Here is an 18,157-nt window from a genome sequence, read left to right as displayed (position 1 = left end):
GCGGACCTGGTCGGTGTCAGTCCCGTCGCGTACCGTGAGGTACTGCCTTCCTAGCTCCCTAGCTGTGCCCCGCCGCTCGACGGGGCTGTCCGTCAGCGGCTCCGCCGCGGGCCCCGCCCCCAGCCATCGACGTAAGGAGACCCCCGGTGCCGGTCCTTCCCGGAGCCGAGCCCTACCGCCACGAGGGCGGAGAAGTCGGCGTGCTCCTCTGCCACGGATTCACCGGTTCACCGCAGTCGCTGCGCCCGTGGGCGGAGTATCTGGCGGAGCGCGGGCTGACCGTGTCCCTGCCGTTGCTCCCCGGGCACGGGACCCGTTGGGAGGACATGCGGCTCACGGGCTGGCAGGACTGGTACGCGGAGGTGGACCGCGAGGCGCGTGAGCTGATCGGGCGGTGCCGTCAGGTCTTCGTCTTCGGGCTCTCCATGGGAGGCGCGCTCACCCTCCGGCTGGCAGCGAAGCACGGCGACGCGATCAGCGGCATCGTCGTGGTCAACCCGGTGAACAAGCTGCACGGGCCCGCCGCGCTCGTGCTCCCGGTCGTCCGCCACTTCGTGCGGTCGACGCCCGGTGTGGCCAGTGACATCGCGAAGGAGGACGCGGTGGAGTTGGGGTACGACCGGGTCCCGCTGCACGCGGCTCACTCGCTGCGGAATTTCCTGCGGATCGTCGACGGCGAGCTGCCGCAGGTCACCCAGCCGATGGTGCTGCTGCACAGCCCGCAGGACCATGTGGTGAAGCCGGTCGACTCCGCTCGTATCCTCAGCCGGGTATCCTCCACGGACATCACCGAGATCCTGCTGGAACAGAGCTACCACGTCGCGACGTTGGACCATGACGCGGAGCGGATCTTCGAAGAGAGTCACGCGTTGATCGGTCGGCTCACTCCGAGTGCGGAGAAGAAAGGGACCACGACTGGTGGCTGAGCAGCACGACGCGGACCCTGAGCCGCAGCCCATCGACGAGGAAGCCGCCTGGGCCGCCATCGTCGCGGCGTACGGCGACGAGCCGGTGGATCCGCCGGGCGCCAAGCCGTTCAAGTCGGTGGAGGATCTCGCCCTGCTCGAAGGCGATCTGAACCAGAGTCCGGGTGAGCGCGGACCGGGCTCCGGATCCGACCCGGATTCCGACGCGGACAAGCCCGCGCTCGGCAGCTCGGTCGTCTTCGCGCCGGGTGTCGGCGGAGCGGGCCCGCGCGACTATTCGATCGCCGAACCCAAGGAAGAGGACCTCGACGAGAGCGACGAGGGGCACTTCATCCCGCCGGAGCCACCGCCGCTGCCGGAGGCCGATGTGACGGCCAAGTTCGCCTGGCTCGCGGTGGTCGGCGGGCCGGTGCTGATGCTGGTCGCGGTGCTCGTGGGGTGGGACATGTCCTGGTGGCTGACCACGCTCTGCGTGGGCGGCTTCCTCGGCGGTTTCGCGACGCTGGTGGCCCGGATGGCGCACGGCGACGACGAGGAGAACGACGACCCGGGCCGGGGCGCTGTGGTCTGAGCGTCCACGCCGGCGGCAGCGGGCCGCTCGCCGGGCGAGCGAGCGGCGCGGGCCACGCTTCCGCGCCGCGTTCGCCTGCTGCCTGACCAGGCGTTCGCCGGCTGCTCTACGGTGCCGGAACCCTGAGCGCGGCCAGGACCGGAAGATGGTCGGTGGCCGCGCTCAGATCGGCCCGCGTGACGCCGGGGAGCCCCGACGGCACGCCACAGCCCAGGACTTCGACGCCCGCGCTCGCGAAGACCGCGTCGATCCGCTGGTCCGGGTCGACCGGCGGGAAGGTGTGCTCACCGCCCCAGGGCGCGGTCTCCCGGCAGTCCTGGAGGCGGGAGGCGATCCGCTGGAAACTCCGCCCGGTGGGCCGGTCGTTGAGGTCGCCCGCCGCGACGGTATGCGGTACGTCCATGGCGGCGAGACGGTCGAGGAGCATTCCGGCCTGGGTGTATCGCTCATCCGCCCGCAGGCTCAGATGGCAGCTGAGTACGCCGATCCGCGCGCGCCCGAACCGTACGACCGCCGTGGCGAAACCGCGGCGGGGCAGTCCGGGCGTGCGGGGCAGCAGCACGTCCTGCGTGCGCTCGACCGTGGCGCGCAGGGAACAGAGCAGAAGCGGGCCGGCGGCGGTCGCCCCGCCCGTCAGGGTGACGAGATCCGCCTTGGAGGCGAGGCGGGCGGCGTGTTTGCGCCAGCGGAAGAAGCGGGGCGCTTCCTGGATGAAGACGAGGTCGGCCTCGCAGGCGCGGATGACGCGGGCGAGGGCGTCTTCGTCGTCCCGGAGGGAACGGATGTTGTAGCTGAGTACGCGAATGACGGCGGAGCCGTCGCTTTCGGTACGGGAGCTGGGGAGCGGGGTCAGCATGCGTGCACTTTACGGTTTCGGCGGAGCGCTCGGCGCGGGGCGGCGGTGGAGTCCGCCGATGGGTGGCCCCCACACGTAGGCCGGGGATTCCTGTGGGGGCGCTCGGCCCGGACCCCGTGCCTCGAACGCCGACGAGGCCGGGATTCACGGGACACGGGAACGGATCAGGTCCCGCGGACGCGTGATGGTCGGAAAGGCGGAGTCCGGGGTGATGCGCCCCGGTGCGGATACGCGCCGGGGCAGGCCGGCGAGCGGCCCCGCGCATATCGCCCCGTGATGGCTCGGGCCTGATCAGAGCGGCCCCGGTGCCTGCTGCCCGTAGATCGCGGGGGGGGAGGAGGGAACTCATCAGATGGGGCCCATGCCCTCGGGCAGAGCGCGAGGGCACCTCCCTGCCCCCGGCAACACGCGGCGCCGAGGGCACGCGGACTCGGCCTGATCCGAACGGAAGACGCTAGCCCTGACGGGCGAGGTCCGCCGCGCCCACCAGGCCCGCTCTGTTGCCGAGTTGGGCGGCGAGGACCTGGGCGTGGGGACGCCACTGGCCGCCGATGAGCCAGCGGCGGAAGGACTTGCGGATGGGGTCGAGGACGAGTTCGCCCTCGTCGGAGACACCGCCGCCGATGATGAAGGCGGAGGGGTCGAAGAGCGAGGCCAGGTCGGCGAGGCCCGCGCCGGCCCAGCGGGCGAGTTCACGGAAGGAGTCGACCGCGACCGGGTCGCCCTGGCGGGCCGCCGCGCTGATGTGCTTGCCCTGGATGCCGTCGAGGGTGCCGTCGCCGAGGCCGAGGAGGATCTTCGCGTTCTCGGGGGTGGCGTTGGCGCGCTGGCGGGCGTAGCGGACGAGGGCGCGGCCGGAGGCGTACTGCTCCCAGCAGCCCTGGCTGCCGCAGCCGCAGAGCAGACCGTCCGGGACGACGCGGATATGGCCGAACTCCGCGGCGACGCCGAACCGTCCCCGGCGCAGCTTGTTGCCGATGATGATGCCGCCGCCGAGGCCGGTGCCGAGGGTGATGCAGATGACGTCGTGGTGGCCCTGGCCCGCGCCGAAGCGGTACTCGCCCCAGGCCGCCGCGTTGGCGTCGTTCTCGACGACGACCGGCAGGCCGGCTCGTTGTTCGACCTTGTCCTTGAGGGGCTCGTGGCGCCAGTCGATGTTGGGCGCGAAGAGGACGGTGGCGCGCTTGTCGTCCACGTAACCGGCGGCCCCGATGCCGACGGCCTCGATGTCGTGTCCGCGGCCCGCTCCGGCGACGGCCGCGCAGATCGCGTCGATGATGCCTTCGGGGGTCGACGGGGTGGGCACGGTGTGCGTTTCGAGGATGCCGCCCTCCTCGTCGACCACGCCCGCCGCGATCTTCGTACCGCCGATGTCGACGCCGATGGTGAGTCCCATGTGCCCCTCAGTTCCGGTCGAGCTCCGCTCGTAGCGCTGTGCCGGTCTCCGGCCCCGGACAGGGCCCGGATCCCGCGGAAGCCTTGACTCCCGCGGTCGCCGACTCGGGCGACCCGCCGACCGATCCACTGGCCCGTCGGATCACCGCAGGTCACGGGGATCCGATGTAGCACTACTAAGGCCAACCGTACCGGAGGGAGGCTCTCCGATCGATCGGTCGAGAATGATCAGTCGAGATCGATCTGCTCGCCCGGACCAGGTTCTTCGTCGCGTGGATCACCGGATTTCCCGGAGGGGGCGGACGGTTCGGCGGGGCCCTGGGTCCAGTCTCGCTCGTGGCGCTCGACGGCGGAGCGGTAGGCGGCGAGCAGTTCGCCGCCCGCCGCGGCGAGGTGGTCGAAGACCTGGGGGTTGCGCTCGATGACCGGCTCGACCACGGATTTGGCCTGGTTCATGAGCTGCTGTACGGCGGTCTGCGCGGCCATCCCCGGCAGCGAGCTCTGGAACTCGGTGACCTTCTCGGCGACCGCGCCGAACAGCTTGCGGAGTTCCTCGGCGGCGGAGCCGGGCGGTGTCCCGTACTGAGCCCGGCGGCGGGCCTTCTCCTCCGCGAGGTCCTCGGCGCACGCGTCGGCCCAGGCGTCGGCGTCGACGGCGGGACGCTCGGTGGCATCGCTCATGGCGTACTCCTGCACAAGGGCATTGGTCGGCAGTGGCTCTCGTACGCTCGACGGTACCCGAACGGGCGCGGGCCGTTCAGTGTCCGCGTGGCCACAGGCCGGGGTCGGGGGTGAAACGGACGGCGAGTTCTCCGTCCGTCAGGGCCGCGCCGGAGACGGTGCAGCGGCGGAGCACGGATGGCAGGGGAACGATCCTGCGGAACGGGCCGACGGTGAGCAGCAGTTCATCGCCGCGGCGCACCAGGCCGACGTCCTCCTTGACGGCTCCGGGCAGCGAGATCTTCCAGACGAGGATGCCGTCGTCCTCCCGCCGGTCCTCGACCTGGGAAAAGGCGTCCTCGGCGGAGGTGTCCCCGGAGCGGGTGGCCACGGCCGGACGGTCCTCGTCGGCGCGGTCGAGTCCGGCGGCGAGGGGGCCGTCGGTGAGTCCGTCAGTGAGGGGACCGTCGGTGAGTCCGTCAGTGAGGGGACCGTCGGTGAGTCCGTCGTGCCCGGCCGTGTCGCCGGTGTCGGTCTCCCGGCCGGTGGCGGTCGCGGCGAGCCGGACGAGGTCGTCGAGGCCGCGTGGGTCGCGCCCGGCGTGGGCGGTTTCGACGAGGGACACTCCGGGCGTCCACTCCTCGTACCACTCGTGCAGGCACTTCTCCTGCTGCGCCGCGAGGCCGGCGAGCCAGGTGTCGGCGGAGTGGCGGGGCAGGATCCGGTTGGCGACGAGGGTGTCGACGCGCAGTTCGTGCAGGGCGAGTCCGCTGTGGGCGGTGCGCAGGGCGTCGGCGGCGGCCGGTCCCGGCTCGGCGACCAGGCGCAGGGTGGTGTCCGGGGACCGGACGACGGTCTGGACGGCGGTGAGTTCCTCGTCCCAGCGCGCGGCCGTCTCGTACAGCCACTGCGCGGGCATGGGGACCCCGGCGAGCTGGGCGAGGACCGGGCGCAGTGCGCGGGCGGCCTGCCGTTCGGGGGGCAGCAGCCGGCGTAGATAGCGGCGGAGCTGCTCGGGCAGGGCAAGGAGGGCGATCGTCTCGCGTAGCGGGGGCATGTCCACGATGACCGTGTCCCACTCTCCGGGGGCGAGGGTCGTCAGGGCCCTGAGCAGGGCGAACTGCTCGCTGCCGGGGAGTTCGGTCAGTTCCTCGTCCGCGAGCCGTGCCGCGCCGAGGAGGTCGAGCGCGGTCGCCGCGCGCTCCTGGAGGGAGAGGAACTCGGCCCGGAAGTCGGCGGCCGGGTCGATGCGGGCGGCCCACAGGCCGTCCGTGATCCGCGACGGTGTGCCGGAGGGGGCCGCGTCCGGCCGGGCCGCGCCGGAGGGAGCGGTGCCGGAGGGAGCGGTGCCGAAGATCTCGCCGGGGGCCGTGGACAGGAAGAGGATGCGCCGGTTCCCGCGTCCGGCCGCGGCGAGCGCGGTCGCCGCGGCGATCGTGGTGCGGCCCGCGCCGCCGAGGCCGGTGACGAGGACCCTGCGCATCAGGCTTTCTGCCCGCTCGCGGCGTTTCCGCTCCCAGTGTCTCCGCTCCCGGGGTCCCTGCTCTCGACGCGCTTCTTCAGACCGTCGAGGGCGCGGTCGATGATGACCTTCTCGGCCTTGCGCTTGATCATCCCGAGCATGGGGATCTTGACGTCCACGGTGAGCTGGTAAGTGACCTCGGTACGGTCGCCGCCGCCGACGGGCCTGAGGGTGTAGGAACCGTCGATGGCGCGCAGCATCTGGGACTTCACCAGCGTCCAGCTGACCTGGTTCTCGCCGTTCCAGCTGTACGCCAGGGTGTGGTCGTCCTTGATCGCTCCGGCGTCGAGGACGAGGCGGACCTGCTCGGCGCGGCCCGTGCCGTCGCGGGAGACGACCTCCGCCTGCTTCACCTCGCCGGTCCACTCGGGGTAGCGGTCGAAGTCGGAGATCACTCCCATGACTTCGGCCGGCGCCGCCTCGATGGTGATGCTAGAGCTGGTGTGTTCCGCCATCGCTGCGGCTCCTCGGGTGCGGTACCGACCGGGGGTGACTGTGTGGTGTGCAGGTTATCGCGAGCGGAAGGCCCGGCGATCCGCAGTATGCGCCCCCCGGTCCCGGCGGTCACAGGTCCGGGTCCGCCGGCATTCCGTCGGCATTCCGCCGACATTCCGGACGGGCCCGTCACCACTCCAGGGTGAAGGGGCGGCCGGTCGACGCGAAGTGCCCGACGTTGACGCACTCGGTCGCGCCCACCCGCATCCGGGAGACGAGCGGCTGGTGTACATGGCCGAAGAGGGAGTACCGGGGTCTGGTGCGGCGGATGGCGTCCAGCAGCGCGGGGCTGCCGCGCTCGAAACGGCGGGCGACCGTGTCGTAGGTCAGCTCGGGCACCTCGGGCGGGATGTGCGAGCAGAGCACGTCGACGTCGCCGAGCGCCTCGACCTTCGCCGCGTAGTCCTCGTCGGAGATCTCGTAGGGGGTGTGCATCTCGGTGCGGAGCCCGCCGCCGACGAAGCCGAAGACGAGGCCGCCGATCTCGGCACGCTCGCCGTCCAGGACGGTGACGCCCGGCCGGGCGTACTCGGGCCAGAGCGTCGGGATGTCGACATTGCCGTAGGTGGCGTACGTCGGTGTGGGGAAGGCCGCGAACAACTCGGCGTACTGGCGGCGTACGGCGGACTCGATGGAGCTGTCGCGGTCCACGTCCAGTTCGGCCCAGAGCCTGCGGCCCAGTTCGCGGGCTTCGTCGAAGCGGCGGGCCGTGCGCAGCGCCACGATCAGATCGGCGTTCTCGACGCCGAAGAGATCGGGGAAGATTCCGCGCGAGTGGTCGGCGTAGTCGAGGAAGAGGACGAGGTCTCCGAGGCAGATCAACGCGTCCGCGCCGTCGCCGGCCAGGGCGAGGTCCTTGGCGTTGCCGTGCACATCGCTGACCACGTTCACCCGTGTGCCCGGCCGCGAGCCCATCCGCGTCTTCACTCCCGTGCCTCCCGTGCCGCCCATGACGATCACCCTAGGACGCGTTCGCACCGCTGGACAGAGGGACGGCCCGGTCGTGCTTCCGGGCGGCCGTGCGGGTGGTCTAACGTGGGACTATCGTCCGTAAGGCACTGCCGTGCGCATATGACGGCGCGTGTGACGCAGGGAACATCTGGCGGGAACCCCCTACCCCGAACCGAGTACTGGTGGGTAACGTCCGGGCAGTCCGGTCGTGCTCACCCCCCATGAGCACTCTGCCCGATCTTGGACCGCAACCGGTGCGTCACACAGAGCCGTGGCACCGGCGCCCGATGAGGAGCAGCAGTCTTGCGCGAGTTCAGCCTTCCGGCCCTCTACGAGGTCCCCTCCGACGGCAATCTGACGGATCTCATCCGCCGCAACGCCACGCAGCACCCCGAAGTCGCGGTGATGGGCCGCAAGATCGCGGGCGCCTGGGCCGACGTCACCGCCACGCAGTTCCTCGCCGAGGTCCGGTCCGCCGCCAAGGGCCTGATCGCCGGGGGTGTGGAACCGGGCGACCGGGTGGCCCTGATGTCGCGTACCCGGTACGAGTGGGTGCTGCTGGACTTCGCGATCTGGAGTGCCGGGGCGGTGAGCGTCCCGGTGTACGAGACCAGTTCGGCCGAGCAGGTCTCCTGGATCCTCGCCGACTCGGGCGCGGTCGCGATCATCGTGGAGACCGGGGAGCACGCGGCCGAGGTGGAGTCCGTCCGGGGCGGGCTGCCGGGTCTGCGCGAGATCTGGCGGATCGACGGGGGCGGGCTGGAGTCCCTGGTCGCCGCGGGTGCGGAGGTCTCCGACGCGACCGTGGAGGAACGCGGCGCGCGCGCCAGGGCCGACGATCCCGCGACGATCGTCTACACCTCGGGCACCACCGGCCGCCCCAAGGGCTGTGTGCTGACCCACCGCAGCTTCTTCGCCGAGTGCGGCAATGTGGTGGAGCGGCTGAGGCCGCTGTTCCGCACGGGTGAGAGTTCCGTACTGCTCTTCCTGCCGACCGCTCATGTCTTCGGGCGCATGGTCGAGGTGGCCGCCGTGATGGCCCCGATCAAGTTGGGCTGTCTCCCCGACGTCAAGGAACTCACCGCCGAACTGGCCGCCTTCCGGCCGACGCTCGTCCTCGGAGTGCCGCGCGTCTTCGAGAAGGTCTACAACGGGGCGCGTGCCAAGGCGCGGGCCGACGGCAAGGGCGGGATCTTCGACAGCGCCGCGCGGACCGCGATCGCCTACAGCCGTGCGCTGGGCACCCCGCAGGGCCCGTCGCTGGGTCTGAGGATCAAGCACAAGGTGTTCGACCGGCTCGTCTACGCCAAGCTGCGCGCGGTGCTGGGCGGACGCGGCGAGTACGCGATCTCCGGCGGCGCGCCGCTGGGCGAGCGGCTGGGTCACTTCTTCCGCGGTATCGGCTTCACGGTGCTGGAGGGGTACGGACTCACCGAGTCGTGCGCGGCGACCGCGTTCAACCCGTGGGACCGGCAGAAGATCGGCACGGTCGGCCAGCCGCTGCCGGGTTCGGTGGTGCGGATCGCGGACGACGGCGAGGTGCTGCTGCACGGCGAGCATCTCTTCGACGGCTACTGGCGGAACGAGGCCGCGACGGCGGAGGCGCTGACGGACGGCTGGTTCCACACGGGCGACATCGGCACCCTCGACGAGGACGGCTATCTCGCGATCACGGGCCGTAAGAAGGAGATCCTGGTCACCGCGGGCGGCAAGAACGTCGCTCCCGCGGTGATCGAGGACCGCATCCGCGCGCATGCGCTGGTCGCGGAGTGCATGGTGGTGGGCGACGGGCGGCCCTTCGTGGGCGCGCTGGTCACCCTCGACCCGGAGTTCCTCGACCGCTGGGCCTCGGACCACGGCAAGCCGGCCGGTTCGACGGCGGCTTCGCTGCGCGACGACGCGGAGTTGCTGGCCGAGATCCAGCGGGCGATCGACGACGGCAACGCGGCCGTCTCCAAGGCGGAGTCGGTACGGAAGTTCCGTGTCCTCGGTTCCCAGTTCACCGAGGAGGCCGGTCACATCACGCCGTCGCTGAAGCTCAAGCGCAATGTGGTGGCGAAGGACTTCGCCGATGAGATCGAGGGGATCTACCGCACCTGATCCGACGCGCACCTGATCCGACTCGCGCGCCCTGGCGCGGGACCTGGCGCGTGACCGACCTGACGCGGCGGCGGCCGGGGAGAGGTCGATACAGGTGAGTCCGAGGGCGGTCGTGGTCTGGAGGGCCGCCGCGCCCAGCATGTGACGGCGCGTCGGCTGTGGAGTCCCGGCCCGAGCGTGAGTGAGATCCCGCCTCCTCGCTCATATGCCGGACAGGACCGGAACTGATACGCCGTCAATAGGTCGTCATTACGTAGCTCGGTGAAGTGTCGTGTACGGGGCTCGCGCCGGCATCCGGGACCGGTCGGGCGAGGGTTCAGAGCAGGTCGCGCAGTTTTTCGGCCAGCAGATCCCAGCGCCATCGGTCCTCGACCCAGCGGCGTCCCCGCTCTCCCATCCGCCGCCGCAGCTCCGGGTCTTCGAGGAGGGCCACGATCCGCTCGGCGGACTCCCCCACCGGCCCCTGACCGGTGCCGCCGTGGACCACCCAGCCGGTCTCCCCGTCGAGCACGGCGTCGGGCGCACCGCCGGAGTCGCCCGCCACGACCGGCAGACCGGTCGCCGACGCCTCCAGATAGACGATGCCGAGCCCTTCGACGTCGAGACCGCCCCTGCGGGTACGGCAGGGCATGGCGAACACGTCGCCCGCGCCGAAGTGAGCGGGCAGCCGCGCCCACGGGACGGCGCCGGTGAACCGCACCGAGTCGGCCACCCCCGTCTCGTGCGCCAGTCGGCGCAGGTCCTTCTCGTACGGTCCGCCGCCGACGATCAGCAGAACGGTTTCCGGGATCTTCGCGAGGATGGTCGGCATCGCCAGGATCAGGGTGTCCTGGCCCTTGCGGGGCACCAGGCGTGACACACAGACGACCACCGGACGGTCCGTCAGCCCGAGGCTCTCCCGTACGGCGTCGCCGCCCGAATCCGGGTGGAAGGTCTTCTCGTCCACACCGGGCGGCAGCCGGACCATGCGCCCGGCCGCGTCCGGCGTCAGCGCGGAGGCGATACGCGAACGGGTGTACTCACCCAGATAGGTGATCGTGTCCGTGCCTTCGCCGATCCGGCGCAGCAGCCGACGGGAGGCGGGCAGCTGGGCCCAGCCGGCCTCATGGCCGTGCGAGGTGGCGACGATCCGGCGCGCGCCGGCGGCGCGCAGGGCGGGGGCCATCAGCCCGAGCGGGGCCGCCGCTCCGAACCACACGGACTCACAGCCGTGTTCGCGCAGCAGCGCGGTCGCCTTCCGGGTGACGCGCGGGGTGGGCAGCAGCATCGTCGTGCGATCGCGTACGACGGTGAACGGCTGCTCGGCGTCGAACGCGGCGGTGGCCTCGGCGCCCTCGTGGCCGCGCTTCCAGGTCGAGGCGTAGACGACGAGCCGGTCGGGGTCGAGCCGCAGCGCCATGTTGTGCAGGAACGCCTGGATGCCGCCGGGCCGGGGCGGAAAGTCGTTGGTCACGATCAAGGTCTTGTGCATCGTCCGCCGACAGTACCGAAATCCCGGGAAGCGGCCGAAGCCGGGCAGGCGCGGTCCGGCCGCGCCTCATCGCCCGGCCCCGCCTCATCGCCCGGCCTCGGTTCCGCCCGGCATCATGGGCAGTTCACAAATCGGCATGAAAGTGGATGAGGCACCCATGGGGGAGAACAGGCGCGGCGGCACTGCGGGGATCCTCGCGGTCTGGTTTCTCACCAGGACGGCGCTGCTGCTGCTCGTCTTCAAGGCCGTCCCCTTCCCCGGTCCGGACGTCACCTCCGATGTGTCGGTGATCTACCGGGGCTGGTACGAGGTCCTGCGGACCGGCTCCTTTCCGCTGGACGATGTGACCTGGCAGTATCCGCCCGCCGCCGCGCTCGCGATCCTGTCGCCCTCGGTGCTGCCGTTCCTCGGCTACGCCTCCGCGTTCTTCGTCCTGATCCTGGTCTGTGACGCCGCGGTGCTCGGCATGCTGCTGTACGCGGGCGGGCGGCCCGGAGCGTCCCGGCGAGGGGCCTGGGTGTGGACCTGCGGCGTACCGCTCCTCGGACCCACCGCGTACGCGCGCTACGACCTGATGGTCACGGCCGTCGCGGTCGCCGCGCTGATCGCGGGCGCACGGCGTCCCCGTCTCCTGGGGACGCTGGCCGGAATCGGAGCGCTGCTCAAGGTCTGGCCGGTCCTGCTGCTCGTGGGGGTGGCGCGGGGGCGGGCCACCCGGCGCGCGTGGGCCGCGGCGGCGGTCACGGCCGGCGGGCTGACGCTGCTGTTCCTGGTGACGATGCCGGGCTCACTGGCCTTCCTCACGTATCAGCGCGACCGGGGTACGGAGGTCGAGTCGCTCGGCGCGCTCGTCTTCCATGTCGCGCGCCGGGCCGGCTGGGAGGGACAGGTGCTGCTGAACTACGGCTCGGTCGAATTCGTCGGCCCGTACGTGCCCCTGGTGTCGGCCCTGGCTCTCGCGCTGGCCGTCGCGGCGCTCGGATGGCTGGCGTGGTGGCGGGTCAGGGCGCGGGAGTTCGGTCCCGGTACGCCGTGCGACGCGGCGTTCGCGGCGGTGCTGCTCTTCACGACGACGAGCCGGGTCATCAGCCCCCAGTACATGCTCTGGCTCGTGGGCCTGGCGGCCTGCTGTCTGGTCTTCCGGGGGAGCCGGATGACACTGCCCGCCGGACTGGTGCTGGCGGCGACCGGGGTGACGGTGCTGGAGTTCCCGATCTGGTTCGCGCACGTGGTCGCGAGCGACGCGGTGGGGCTGACGCTGCTGGTGGTACGGAACGGGCTGCTGGTGGCGGCGACGCTGACGGCGGGGGCACGGCTGTGGCGCGCGACGGTCCCGACGCGGGGCGCGATGCGCCGACCTGTGCCCGAACTTCAGCGTTCCTGATGCGAGGGCGCACCGCGTTCGGCGTGGAGGCCGCCGGTACGCACCCCCGGGGCTCCGCCCCGGACCCCGCGCCTCAAACGCCGGCGAGGCTGAAAAACACCCACCCCATAGGCCACGGGAGACCGAGGCGATTCAAACGAACCGGCCCGGCGAAGCCCGCCGATCTCCACCCCGGCACCATGCGTCCCAGCCAGGGACGCACCACCCTCAGCGCGAAACCCGCCCGTACGCACCCCCAGGGCTCCGCCCCGGACCCCGCGCCTCAAACGCCGGCGAGGCTGCAATCGCGGGCCCTACGCCAACCGGGTGCGTACGTACGCGCGCCATCGCACGGTGAAGTCGTCGCGGGTCGTGCCGAGGATGTCCGACATCGCCCTCTGCGTCGCCGTGGAGCGGTCCTTGCCCCTGCCCACCGCCTGGTAGAAGCTCGTCAGCTCGGCCTCGCCCCAGTGTTCCGCGATCAGTTCGCAGGCGAGCCAGCCTCCCTCGTAGGCGCGGGCGAGGGCGTCCGGGTCACCGCCGAAGGAGAAGTCCTCGTCGGACGGGAGGCCGGGGAGGGACTCGCCTCGGCGGACGGCGCGCTGGAGTTCGGGGGCTATCTGGCCCGTCGTGCGGTTGGTGACGCGGTAGGCGACCCAGTCGGCGAAACCCTCGGAGAGCCACATGGGTGTGGCGGCGGACGTGTGGGCGCGGGTCGCGACATGGGTGGTCTCGTGGGTGATGACCGCCTCCCGGCCGAAGTCGCCGAGCATTCCGTAGGCCGCCGGGTTGACGATCACACGGTCGGCGGGCACCGCCGCCTTCGTGCCGGTCTCGCCCGTGGTGACGGCGGCGATGCCCCGGTATCCGGCCGACGGGGTGCCCAGAAGGGCCCCCATCGCGTCGACGGAGCCGGGGACGAGGATGACGACCCGCTCGGCCCACCGGGACGGCCAGGCCGCCGAGACCGCGGGGACGGCGCGGTCGGCGGTGGCCGCGAGGACCTTGAGGCGGGCCTGGTCCTGGCCGACCGCGAGGACCAGGCTCCGTTTACCCCGGACCACCGAGACGGGGCCCTGCTGCCAGAGTTGCTCGGCGGCTCCCTCGCCCGGCCGGTCGGCCGTCACGTACCAGTGGTCGCCGCGCAGTTCCAGTTCCAGCCGGCGGGGGACGATGACCGGGGCGGTGTCGTAGCCGGAGATCCGGTACCGGAGTGCGGCCTCGGCGACCGCCTTGTCGCCGTCGCGCTCCACCTCGCGGACCCGGTACTCCCAGGACCCGATCGGCACATTCGCGAGATTGCGGAACTGGCGGCGCTCGGCCGCCCGCAGTTCGGCCGGTTCGGGGGCGATCGCGGCGAGGTAGGCGTACTCGTCGCGGTCGAGCACGGCGGCGGCGCGGGCGTTCAGGGCGCGCTGGATGGAGTCGACCGTACGGTCGGACGCCTTGGGGGTCGTCGAGCAGCCGGAGAGCGGCACGGGGCCCAGCAGGGCGGCGGCGAGACCGAGTCCCGCCGCTCTCCGTGTCACCCCGCGCCCGTTGCTCCCGCGATCCGTCATCCGCCGATGGTACGGAACGCGGCCCCGCTCAGACCCGTGTGACCGAGGAGACGGGCATCATGCCGACCGGGTCGTACCGCACCGAGGCTCCGGGATAGGGCGCGTGCACGACCTGGCCGTTGCCCATGTACATCCCGATATGGCTGGCGTCGTCGCGGTAGGCGACGAGATCTCCGGGGCGCGCCTGGGACAGCGGAACCTGCCGTCCCGCGTACCGCTGCGCCTGCGAGGTGCGCGGCAGCGCGACGCCGGCCCGGGCGTAGGCCCACTGCATGAGGCCGGAGCAGTCGAAGCCGGAGGGACCGTTGGCGCCCCACACATAGGGGCGGCCGACGGCGCTGCGGGCCGCCGCGGCCGCCGCGGCGGCGCGGGAGGAGGCGGCCGCCTCGCCGGACGGTCCCGGCAAGGCGTCCCGGCCGGAGCGGGAGGACCGGTCGTACGCCTCGCGGTCCGCCGACGGCAGGGAGTTGAGGAGCCGCCGCGCCTCGGCGAGCTTGCGCTCGACGGTGCGTTTGTGGCGGGCGACGGCGTTCCGGCTGCGCTCCAGCTCGGCGAGGTGACGTGTGGTCTCCTCGCGCTCTCGGCCGAGTTCGCGCTGTGCGTGCCCGAAGTCATGGAGCGCGACGGCCTGGCGCTCGCTGACGCGTTCCAGCAGCTCGGCCTTCTCCAGATAGTTGTCCGGGTCGGCGGAGAGCAGCAGGGAGAGCGCGGGGTCGATGCCGCCCGAGCGGTACTGGGCACCCGCGGCGGTTCCGAGGGCTTCGCGCATCCGGTTGACGCGTTCCTGGCCGCGCGCCACGCTGTCCTGTGCCGCGGCGACCTGTTCGCGGAGCTTCCCGGCCCGCTCCCCCGCCTTGTTGTACGCCTCGGTCGCCTTCTCGGCCTCTTCGAGGAGCCGGTCCACACGGGCCCGCGCCGCGTCCGGGGAGTCGTGGGGGTCGGCGCTCGCCGGTGCGGCCCCGAACGCCGCCGCGGCCGTCGCCGCGGCGGCCGACAGGACGGTGACCCGGGCACTGTGAGTGAGACCGGGCTGTGAGGACCGTCGATGGGACGCCACGGGCCGCGCTCCCTTCCGCTGTACGGGGATGTTGCGCGGCAGACAGTAGCCGGGCGACCACACGGCGGCCAACGACCTCGCCGGGCACGCACAGTGACGCCCCGCCGGGAGACCACAGGTCACCGGCGGGGCGGGGTGTCAGCGCGAGGGAGGGGAATTCGCCCGTTCGGGCGTCTGTCCCGTGTCCGTGGCGCGTCCGGGAGGTGCTCCGTCCCGCGCGCCGGGCCCGGCGGTGCGTGCCGGGCCCGCCGATCCGCGGAGAGCCGTCGGCCGTGGCCGCGCCGGGCCGCTCGGACGCCGAACCGGTCAGATACGGACGCCGAACTGGAAGGGCATGTTGTTGATCGACTCGTACCGCACGACCGCACCGGTCCGGGGCGAATGCAGGACCTGGCCGTTGCCCGCGTAGAAGCCGACGTGGTGCATGTCCCCGTAGAAGATCACGAGGTCGCCCTGCTTGAGCTGGCTCTGCGAGTAGATCCGGGTGCCGGCGCTGGCCTGCGCCTGCGAGGTGCGCGGGATGGCGACGCCGGCCTGCGCGAAGGCCCAGGAGGTGAAGCCGGAGCAGTCGAAGGAGTTCGGGCCGGACGCGCCGAACACGTAGGGCGTGCCGATCTTGCTCTGGCCGGCCGCGAAGGCCGCGGCGGCGCGCTGCGAGGCGGGGACGGACTTGCCGAGGTCCGCGCGGGCGCTGGCGCGGTTGGCGCGGGTGTCGTCGGCGGTGACGGCCGCGCGCTCCTTCGCGCTGAGCGAGTTCAGGAGCTTCTGCGCCGCACCGAGCTTCGACTGGACCTCGCGCTTCTTCTCGCCGAGGAGCTTGCGCGTGTCGGCGAGGTCGCCCAGCTTCGACTGGGCCTCCTTGCGCTGCTGGGCGAGGGTGCGCTGCTTGGACTGGATCTCGGTGAGCGCGGCGGACTGCTTGGAGCCGAGCTGGTCGAGGGCGGACGCCTGGTCGAGATAGGTGTCCGGGTCGGAGGAGAGGAAGAGCTGGATGGCCGGGTCCATGCCGCCGGTGCGGTACTGGGCGCTGGCGACCGTGCCGAGCTTGCCGCGCAGGGTGTTCAGCTCGTCCTGGCCGCGGGCGACCCTGTCCTGGATCCCGTCCACCTGCTTCTGGAGCTTGTCCTGCTGCTCCTTGGCGCCGTTGTACTTCTCGGTGGCCTTCTCGGCCTCCTCGTAGAGCTTGTCGACCTTCTCCTTGACCTCGTTCTTGTTCGGCTGCGGGGCCGCGTTGGCGGCCTGGGAGGTCAGAGCGACAGCCGCCGCGGCGGTGGCGGTCAGAACGGTCACACGGGTGCGGCCCGGCTGCTTGGCACGACGGTGAGACGCCACGAAGGCGGGCTCCTTCTTCCTCATGACCGCCTGCCGGGTGGGGGACGTGATCCCCGGCTCCGCGCGCTCGGCTCCCCCGGGAACTGGCCGACGTACGCGGACTCGGCGGCTCCTCCGCTGTCACCCCGGATGGGCGATCGACCGCGCGAAGGTTCGAGGCCCGACCTTAGTGACCTTCTTGTGATCACTTCAAATCCTGGTGCGAAAAATCTCACGGCCCTGGGGCATTATTTACCCGCATCACACACCCGGTGATGGGTATCTGACAGACCGTCCCGCCAGATCAGGCACCAATGCGGGCATTGCGTACGCAAGTTACCCGTAACTCCGATTTTCTCTGAGATGGGTACAAGAGACACGCCGCCTGTGCCGTCTGTGTCGCCTGTGTCGCGCGTGTCGGCACGGACACGCCGACCGGGGATCGGGGCGGACCGGAGGTACGTACAGCGGAGGTGCGTACGGAGGGCACGCGCAACGCCGTGCGGCCGCGCGGGGCGAATCAGACGCGCGAGAGCCGTTTCAGCAGCAGCGCCGACGCGACGGGCCTGGCCCCGGCCTTGGCGACGCCGTCGGCGACTTCGCGATCGGTGGAGACGACCACGACGGGCCGGCCGGGCGGCTCCGCCCGGACAAGCTGGCGAATCAGCTCATCGGCCGTGACGCCCGGCTTGGAGAACAGCACCCTGACCCCGCGCGGTGGCGCGAGCAGCACGGGGGCCGCCAGTTCGGCCCCGTCGAAGACACAGGTGATCTCGGCCCCGGTCTGCGCGGCGAGCACCGAGAGCCCGCCGAGGATCCGCAGCCGCTGTTTCTCCAGCGGCATCGTGGGATAGCCGGTCTTGGTGACGTTGTAGCCGTCGACCACCAGATGGACCTGGGGCAGCGCGAGCAACTGGTCGAGCAGGGCCGGGTCGGTCTCGGACAGGGCGCGGGCGGCGATGTCCTTGGGTGACATCCGGCCGGGTTCCACCGCGTCGACCGTGTCGGCGGGATGGAGGGTCGTGGGCGGCAGAGCCAGCTCACGGCGGAGGCCCTGGGCCGCGTCCAGGACGGTGTCCAGCAGCAGCCGCATCCGCATGCCCTCGATCGAGCGGCCCTCGCGGGCGGCCTTGCGGCCCGCCTCGACGGCCGCCTCCGCCTCCCCGAGGCGTGCCTTGAGCCGCCGGCTCTCGCTCTCGGCCGCCGACACCTGCCCGGCCGCCTCCGACCGAGCGGTCTCGATCTCCGCGGTCGCCCGGCGGACGGCGGCCTCACGGCGCTTGACGTCGCTCTGGGCGCTCCGCAGCTTCCGGCGAAGCGATTCGGCTTCCTTGCGGACCGTCTCCAGCTCGGTGCGGAGCCGCTCGGTCTCGCTCTTGATCAGCCCGCGCGCCTCGGACAGCTCCCGGCGCAGCCGTTCCAGTTCGCGCCGGCCCGCCGCGTCGGCGCGTTCGGCGTCGGCCCGCAGGGCCTCCTCTCCTGCGGCGGCGACGAGTTTCACCCATCCGGTGGGCCGCAGGACATACGCCGCCGCAGCCACATCGAGCGGATCGGCCGCGGCGGGCGGCGATCCGGCCGTCAGGGCGGCGCACAGCTCGGGCTGCGCCGAGGTGAGCCGCTCGGCGATCCGCTGCCGGAAGACGGAGTCGCTCTCCAGGGCCGCGGCCATCGCGTTGCCGGCGAGCTTGGCCCGGCGGGAGGGGGTGAAACGGGCGTACTGGCGCAGCTGAGAGGGGAGCTCGGCCATCGTGAGGCCCCCGAAGGCATCCGCGACCAGAATCATGACCCGTCGGCGCACGCCCTCCGGCAACGGCCGGTCGAGCGCCTCCGCGGCGTCGCCGGCGGCCGAACCGGCCGGTTCGGCGCCGCTGTCAGGCTGCTCCACGTTCCGTCACCCCACTACCCGTCGCCACCGTCGCG

The 18,157-nt window shown here is 72.0% G+C and carries 15 protein-coding genes; 4 read left to right on the top strand and 11 right to left on the bottom strand.

What is annotated here, in order from left to right; all coding sequences use genetic code 11:
- Positions 1–146: 146 nt before the first annotated feature.
- Both ACWEFL_RS04515 and ACWEFL_RS04510 read left to right on the top strand, forming a co-directional pair.
- Positions 147–926, top strand: a complete 780-nt coding sequence (locus ACWEFL_RS04515; RefSeq protein ID WP_451707267.1) for an alpha/beta hydrolase — start codon at positions 147–149, stop codon at positions 924–926.
- Positions 919–1,497, top strand: a complete 579-nt coding sequence (locus tag ACWEFL_RS04510) for a hypothetical protein (RefSeq protein ID WP_451707264.1) — start codon at positions 919–921, stop codon at positions 1,495–1,497. The genes ACWEFL_RS04515 and ACWEFL_RS04510 overlap by 8 nt, the downstream gene beginning before the upstream one ends.
- Positions 1,498–1,603: 106 nt before the next feature.
- On the opposite strand, the gene ACWEFL_RS04505 is transcribed toward ACWEFL_RS04510, so the two are convergent.
- The 6 genes from ACWEFL_RS04505 to ACWEFL_RS04480 form a co-directional block, all read right to left on the bottom strand.
- On the bottom strand, positions 1,604–2,353 hold the full coding sequence (locus tag ACWEFL_RS04505) for an endonuclease/exonuclease/phosphatase family protein (RefSeq protein ID WP_451707261.1): 750 nt from the start codon (positions 2,351–2,353) through the stop codon (positions 1,604–1,606).
- A gap of 454 nt (positions 2,354–2,807) precedes the next feature.
- On the bottom strand, positions 2,808–3,749 hold the full coding sequence (locus tag ACWEFL_RS04500; protein ID WP_451707258.1) for an ROK family glucokinase: 942 nt from the start codon (positions 3,747–3,749) through the stop codon (positions 2,808–2,810).
- A gap of 227 nt (positions 3,750–3,976) precedes the next feature.
- Positions 3,977–4,429, bottom strand: a complete 453-nt coding sequence (locus ACWEFL_RS04495) for a DUF5304 domain-containing protein (RefSeq protein ID WP_451707255.1) — start codon at positions 4,427–4,429, stop codon at positions 3,977–3,979.
- Between the two features lie 76 nt (positions 4,430–4,505).
- Positions 4,506–5,891 carry an ArsA family ATPase gene (locus tag ACWEFL_RS04490; RefSeq protein WP_451707252.1) on the bottom strand — a complete coding sequence of 462 codons (1,386 nt, stop codon included), beginning with the start codon at positions 5,889–5,891 and terminating at the stop codon, positions 4,506–4,508.
- The gene (locus ACWEFL_RS04485) at positions 5,891–6,385 is read right to left on the bottom strand and encodes an SRPBCC family protein (RefSeq protein ID WP_451707249.1); all 495 of its coding nucleotides are present in this window, start codon (positions 6,383–6,385) and stop codon (positions 5,891–5,893) included. Before ACWEFL_RS04485 ends, ACWEFL_RS04490 begins: the two co-directional genes overlap by 1 nt.
- A 169-nt stretch (positions 6,386–6,554) precedes the next feature.
- On the bottom strand, positions 6,555–7,376 hold the full coding sequence (locus tag ACWEFL_RS04480) for a metallophosphoesterase family protein (RefSeq protein WP_451707246.1): 822 nt from the start codon (positions 7,374–7,376) through the stop codon (positions 6,555–6,557).
- A 303-nt stretch (positions 7,377–7,679) separates the two neighbouring features.
- Here ACWEFL_RS04480 and ACWEFL_RS04475 point away from each other — a divergent pair, with 303 nt between their 5' ends.
- On the top strand, positions 7,680–9,476 hold the full coding sequence (locus ACWEFL_RS04475; protein ID WP_451707244.1) for an AMP-dependent synthetase/ligase: 1,797 nt from the start codon (positions 7,680–7,682) through the stop codon (positions 9,474–9,476).
- Between the two features lie 316 nt (positions 9,477–9,792).
- Here the strand turns inward: ACWEFL_RS04475 and ACWEFL_RS04470 are convergent, their stop codons facing one another.
- Complete coding sequence (locus ACWEFL_RS04470; protein ID WP_451707241.1) at positions 9,793–10,947, bottom strand: glycosyltransferase family 4 protein; 1,155 nt, start codon at positions 10,945–10,947, stop codon at positions 9,793–9,795.
- Positions 10,948–11,104: 157 nt separating this feature from the next.
- Here ACWEFL_RS04470 and ACWEFL_RS04465 point away from each other — a divergent pair, with 157 nt between their 5' ends.
- Entirely contained in the window at positions 11,105–12,331 is a 1,227-nt protein-coding gene (locus ACWEFL_RS04465; protein WP_451707239.1) for a glycosyltransferase 87 family protein, read from the top strand.
- A gap of 293 nt (positions 12,332–12,624) precedes the next feature.
- Here ACWEFL_RS04465 and ACWEFL_RS04460 read toward each other — a convergent pair whose 3' ends face one another.
- The 4 genes from ACWEFL_RS04460 to ACWEFL_RS04445 form a co-directional block, all read right to left on the bottom strand.
- Positions 12,625–13,869, bottom strand: coding sequence for a hypothetical protein (locus tag ACWEFL_RS04460; protein ID WP_451707236.1), 1,245 nt, complete (start codon positions 13,867–13,869; stop codon positions 12,625–12,627).
- Between the two features lie 28 nt (positions 13,870–13,897).
- Complete coding sequence (locus tag ACWEFL_RS04455; RefSeq protein ID WP_451707233.1) at positions 13,898–14,926, bottom strand: NlpC/P60 family protein; 1,029 nt, start codon at positions 14,924–14,926, stop codon at positions 13,898–13,900.
- Positions 14,927–15,232: 306 nt separating this feature from the next.
- The gene (locus ACWEFL_RS04450; protein WP_451707231.1) at positions 15,233–16,258 is read right to left on the bottom strand and encodes an NlpC/P60 family protein; all 1,026 of its coding nucleotides are present in this window, start codon (positions 16,256–16,258) and stop codon (positions 15,233–15,235) included.
- Positions 16,259–16,757: 499 nt separating this feature from the next.
- Positions 16,758–18,122 (bottom strand): NYN domain-containing protein, encoded by a 1,365-nt coding sequence (locus ACWEFL_RS04445; protein WP_451707230.1) that lies wholly within the window; start codon positions 18,120–18,122, stop codon positions 16,758–16,760.
- Positions 18,123–18,157 lie beyond the last annotated feature (35 nt).

The organism is Streptomyces sp. NPDC004838, assembly GCF_053600955.1.
This window is presented reverse-complemented; position numbering and strand designations above follow the sequence as displayed.